8 protein-coding genes are annotated in these 4,955 nt (G+C 42.8%); 2 read left to right on the plus strand and 6 right to left on the minus strand.

Annotation, left to right across the window (positions count from 1 at the left end; translation table 11 throughout):
* A partial coding sequence (locus tag T489_RS13840) for a YkgJ family cysteine cluster protein (RefSeq protein ID WP_037319991.1) occupies positions 1-213 on the plus strand: 213 nt, incomplete at its 5' end.
* A gap of 6 nt (positions 214-219) precedes the next feature.
* Here T489_RS13840 and T489_RS15515 read toward each other — a convergent pair.
* The 3 genes from T489_RS15515 to T489_RS0111945 are packed head-to-tail and all read right to left on the minus strand — an operon-like array spanning position 220 to position 1,666.
* A complete protein-coding gene (locus T489_RS15515; protein ID WP_031580238.1) occupies positions 220-1,020 on the minus strand; it encodes a recombinase family protein in 801 nt (266 codons plus the stop codon).
* Between the two features lie 27 nt (positions 1,021-1,047).
* The gene (locus T489_RS14770; protein WP_084155520.1) at positions 1,048-1,242 is read right to left on the minus strand and encodes an SHOCT domain-containing protein; all 195 of its coding nucleotides are present in this window, start codon (positions 1,240-1,242) and stop codon (positions 1,048-1,050) included.
* Positions 1,223-1,666, minus strand: a complete 444-nt coding sequence (locus tag T489_RS0111945; RefSeq protein ID WP_031580239.1) for a sigma factor-like helix-turn-helix DNA-binding protein — start codon at positions 1,664-1,666, stop codon at positions 1,223-1,225. The genes T489_RS14770 and T489_RS0111945 overlap by 20 nt, the downstream gene beginning before the upstream one ends.
* 302 nt (positions 1,667-1,968) lie before the next feature.
* Between T489_RS0111945 and T489_RS0111950 the strand changes: the two genes are divergently transcribed.
* On the plus strand, positions 1,969-2,763 hold the full coding sequence (locus T489_RS0111950) for a M15 family metallopeptidase (protein ID WP_084155522.1): 795 nt from the start codon (positions 1,969-1,971) through the stop codon (positions 2,761-2,763).
* Positions 2,764-2,829: 66 nt separating this feature from the next.
* Here T489_RS0111950 and T489_RS0111955 read toward each other — a convergent pair whose 3' ends face one another.
* The 3 genes from T489_RS0111955 to T489_RS0111970 form a co-directional block, all read right to left on the minus strand.
* Entirely contained in the window at positions 2,830-3,369 is a 540-nt protein-coding gene (locus T489_RS0111955; protein ID WP_031580241.1) for a peptidoglycan recognition protein family protein, read from the minus strand.
* Positions 3,359-3,775 carry a phage holin family protein gene (locus tag T489_RS15520; RefSeq protein ID WP_232218323.1) on the minus strand — a complete coding sequence of 139 codons (417 nt, stop codon included), beginning with the start codon at positions 3,773-3,775 and terminating at the stop codon, positions 3,359-3,361. Before T489_RS15520 ends, T489_RS0111955 begins: the two co-directional genes overlap by 11 nt.
* A gap of 775 nt (positions 3,776-4,550) precedes the next feature.
* On the minus strand, positions 4,551-4,955 hold a 405-nt coding region (locus tag T489_RS0111970), incomplete at its 5' end, for a PD-(D/E)XK nuclease domain-containing protein (RefSeq protein WP_031580244.1).

Raw genomic sequence — 4,955 nt, forward strand, 5'->3', positions numbered from 1 at the left:
GATGGTACGGGGTGCTGTCGATACTATGATCGCAACACCAGACTTTGCAAAATCTATGAAAGCCGTCCGCTGAAGTGCAGAGTCAAGGAAGGGGGAAAGGTTTATTTCCCCGATCTTTCCTATGAGGAATATATTCGAAAAACAAAGGAGATGTGCAGAATTCTTAAGAAAATGAGTGAAAAACACTGTCGGCAAGGCCTTATCATCCGATAAGTCGTTTTACGGATGATTAAGCATGGATTCCAGAACGATTCCGCCCGAAAACACAATAATATTCACGGCAAAGGTGAGTAATCCCACCAACGCAAACAAAATGTATTCTGCAAAAGAAATGTCAGTGTTGCGTATACTGCTGCCGGATCCAAACTCTCTGAATCTTAGTCTTTTATTGAACGTACCGCTGTTCCGGCCTCCCCTTAATACTTTCAGAATTCTTCTAGATTCGTTTTGTGCGGTAAAAAGAAATGCTGCCTGTAACGATGCCGTCATGGCAAGAACAGCGAATAAACCGTCACATTCGTCCGGATGGCAAATACAGGTCGTGACACCGATAAACAGAAACATTAGAGTGATGAGCTGCAGGATGTAACGTAATAGAAGTGCCGTAAAACCGCGGTTTATCGGCATTCCTGCGGTATATAAGTTCTCCTTCTCGAACTGTACCTCGATGCCTAACTCCTTTAACCGCCTTACGGTGTTGAGCAGATCTACTGTGTTACGGGCAAATCTGCTTATGGACTTGGTAAGAATGATGTCAATCTTACCGTCCTCACAATCCTGAAGCATTCGTTTGAATTCAGCTCTGCGCTCAACACTTGTACCGGAGATGAAGCTGTCGGCATATACTCCAGCAAATTCCCATTCAGGATTATTCTGAATGAGATCGTTGTAGTAGCTGATCTGAGTTGACAGAGAATGAGCCTGTCTGTCAGATTCCATGGAGACACGTGCATATGACGCTACCCGTTTTCTGGCAGGCAGGGCTATGCTTTTTACATCAATTTTCTTTATCGTTTTCATAGTTATACCCTCGTTTTGATACCACTATTACTCACTCTTATCGCCTGACTTATCAAGCGATAGTGTTAAGAGTTTTCCGATAAGAGGGGAGAATGTCCTGACGAGAAAATCATCAATTTTTCTGAACTCGGTTTTGGTCATGAATCCCTGTTTCAGAAAGCATTCAGCTAAATGCCTTGCTACCAGATAGTTCATTTCAGACTCAAACTGTTTCGGTGTCACAGGTTACTCCTTCATAACGATGTTTGATGTAGCATTCGTGGGTGCAGAACTTATGCTGTTTGATGCCAAAGTAGGTGAATTCTTTTCCACAGCAGAGACACTTTACTGTGTGAGGATTACGGCGCTTAACCAGCTCCGGATGTGCATTCCACCAGGTTACCCGACACGCATCAGAGCAGAATTTACGGTGTTTAACCTTTTCCCTCTGGATGAGCTGCTTGCCACAGCATCTGCAAAAAGTCGGAAGCTCCAAAGGTGTATCTGACTGAGACTTAAACGCCTCTTTACGGTTGCCTGCGAGACCTGCACGCTGGCAGTAACTTTTAACTGTAGCCACGGTGACACCCATCGCTTTGGCAATGGCGTTATAACTGAAATTCTGCTCACGCAGAGTTTTGATTATGGATTTCTGTTGTTCTGTCATAAATCTTTGACCTCCTACTATATCAATGGACGTGAAAACCATGTTTTGACGAAGGCTATAGAAAAATAATTTTTGAATGATTAAAAGTTGTACAGCCGTGTATCGAGATGAGTGTCAAGGTAATAGTGGGAAGGCGATTTCAGGAAGCAACTGTTGGAGTGGATCTGCTTTTATTTTCAATTTGTCGTTCATGCACAGAAATACAGCCACCAACATGCTAGAATCTATGAGAACAGTTTGGTGAAATAAAGGACACAATTAAAAATCAGGCGATAAAATTCACTAAGGATGGAGAATTAGTTATGAAAAATCAGCTTAAAGGAAAAGGACTAACATCTTTATTTTTTGCCGTAACTCTCGCTTTATATGGTTGTGCAAACCAGGCGGAGTTTGCAAAGACAGATACTATCAATGAAATATCTAATAGTGATGTTAAGTTGAATCTTTCTAATGATGCCAGCGACTTTGTGTTACTGAGTGAAGCAGTTCCTGATGCAATCTTAGAAATCAGGTATTATTCGACATATAATTTTGTGGGCACCAGAATTGACGGGTATGAAGAACCGGTGGCCTTACTTACAAAAGAAGCAGCCACTGCGCTCAAAAAAGTCAGTGATGAATTAAAAAAGAAAGGATACCGTTTAAAGATTTTTGATGCGTATCGCCCTCAAAAAGCTGTTAATCACTTTATGCGCTGGGCTCTCGATACTAACGATGTGGCGATGAAAAAGTATTTCTATCCTGAACTTGAAAAGAACGTTCTTTTCCCTCAAGGGTATATAGCCGAACATTCAGGACACAGTCGTGGCAGTACAGTAGATTTAACTCTTTTTGATATGAATACTGAAAAAGAAGTAGATATGGGAGGAACATTCGATTACTTTGGTTTATTGAGCCATCCGGATTATAAAAATATTACTAAAGAGCAATATAACAACCGAATGATTCTTCGGGAGGCGATGTTGAATAATGGTTTTAAACCTTTGGAAGAAGAATGGTGGCATTTCACTCTGAAAGACGAACCTTATCCTGACACTTATTTCACTTTCCCGGTATCAGCCACTTCAGTTTCGAATGACAGATGTATAACAAAATAACAATTTAAAATAGACCAAGCCGGCATCCCAATTACCGGCTTTTTTTATTTAGTAAGGTTAATTCCCTTATTCCCCAAGTCTGCTATTCACCGTTTGAGCCAAATCGCCCAACTTCCCGAATAGCCAATTTCCCGGACAGGATTTTCGAGCAAACCAGCGGTGAACCGTCAGCAACATTTCATCACTCCTGACCGAATAACTCAAAGCCTTATCCCGATCGGCAATCCACACAAGTTTCTTCTTGCCATGCCTTCTGCAGATATCAACGCACAGATCTATCAGGGCAGCATACACCTCCGTCTTCATGGTGTAAGGTTCAGTCAGATCTGATGCGCATTCGATGGTAACAGCTCTTTGGTCGTTGTCTCGAGATGATGAGCACCAGGATCGGTTCTGCTCATCAACACAGAGTCCGATTCTGCCGTCAGCCCCGATGCAGTAGTTGCAGCTTGCCTGTCTGCTGCTGTCCTTAAAGCAGTCGCAAATGCGTTCAACACTGAGCTGACCGACAACAGCGTGAGGTGTGATTCGGTCTATTGCATGAGTCCTTCTGCCGGAATGGTTCGGACTCAATCTGGTGTAACTTACGAGTGGACTATTTGCCATTGTTATTCTCCTTATCTTCTGATTTTTCGTGTAACTGGTTTAATGCTTTCCTGACCACAGCAGGTATCGGCAGACCGAGATGTGCAGCGTTCTCGAGTAAGCTGATGCCTTCGTTTGAAAGGTAAAAGAAAATCACTGCGGTTCTGAGAACACTTCTGGTCTGAAAGATTCTCGTGTCCAGAATGCTGGCAATGCCCACGAGCATGAAGACAACCACCTTACGGCAAATGCCGTTCAGGGTATTGGCCAGAAAGTCATTACCCATGATGATGAGTTCACCGAAACCGCCGTTTGACTGCATGAGTCTGGTGCAGAAAGTACCCCTGGCATTATCCAGTCTCCCAGTAGCGGCAGATACAGTGTTGAGTTTGGTTTCCAAAACACCGTCAAAGTTGTTCTTTGCCAAATCAGAGAGATAGGAATCCAGAGCCTTGCTGTTCTTTTCAATCTCTGTGGTGGCCCCCTTATAGGTAAGAGAAATTGTGTCACTGTTATCCTTTGCCGTAATGCCGAACTGCCGGAGTGCCTTGGTAGAACCCTGGGAGAAAGCAATAACCGCATCAGTCAGGGTATTGATGTCTCGTCCGGTACCGTGGGCAATGGTGGCGTAGGTCTTAAGCTGTTCGTTTGAGTTGGTAAGACCGTTATTGCCTAGTTGTCATAAAGATTTATGTGACATTGCGGACATTTGATTAGCGCGGGACCGATGCTCTTTTCGTAAAGAGACGGGCGTTTGAGCATATAACCGCAGTAACTGCAACAGTAGTTATCTATAAGATATACGTCGTCTTGACGTTGTGAATTGTCGATGAAAAAAATGCCTTGTTTGGCATTTATGTATCCCGTAAGATGGCAAACAGCATAAACCAAAATTCTGACAGTACGGCGATCCTGTTGCGGGTACCGCTAAGAGCAACTTCAGTGTTTGCCGGATTGAAATAAACAGTTCCACATTTGTCACAGTACTGCAGTACTGGACCGGGGCGGAAATTTAGAATTTCATGCCCGTTATAAATGTGATTTATGAGTTCTATAAGAGGTGATAAAGTTATTCCACTGGTATAACTACCGATTTTTCCACATTGAGGACAGCTCGGATATTGAATTTTCCCAATAGTTTTGAAAGCGCACATTTTGGCTTCTTTCAGATTCTGTCGGGTATAGCAATCATTAGGCATGAATTATTTATCCAACTTTTCAATCAGGCACTGGTGATCCTTTGTTTTAGGATTATAGTTAATGCCTATAAGCAACACATCGTTAGGATAATCACCATCACGGTATCTGCTGAAATACTCCTTCTCCTTAATCTGATCCATAGCTTCTTCCGCGCTCTGACCATATTTAAATTCTATGAGCAGAATAGGAAGGTTCATGTTCCTCTTCGGTGCATAAATCAAATCAGCACTTCCTTTACCGGACTGCAGTTCACGGAAACACTCATATTCACGCTCGGTGCGCCACATAAGACCGGATATAAGGCAGAACACCATGGATTCTTCACGGTTATAGGTAAGAAGGGATACATTAGGTGAATTATGAATCTCAGTGATGATTTCTGCAGTCTTATTACCATCAAGCTCTGT

This window comes from Ruminobacter sp. RM87 (genome assembly GCF_000701925.1).
In the GTDB taxonomy this organism is placed as follows: Bacteria; Pseudomonadota; Gammaproteobacteria; order Enterobacterales; family Succinivibrionaceae; genus Ruminobacter; species Ruminobacter amylophilus.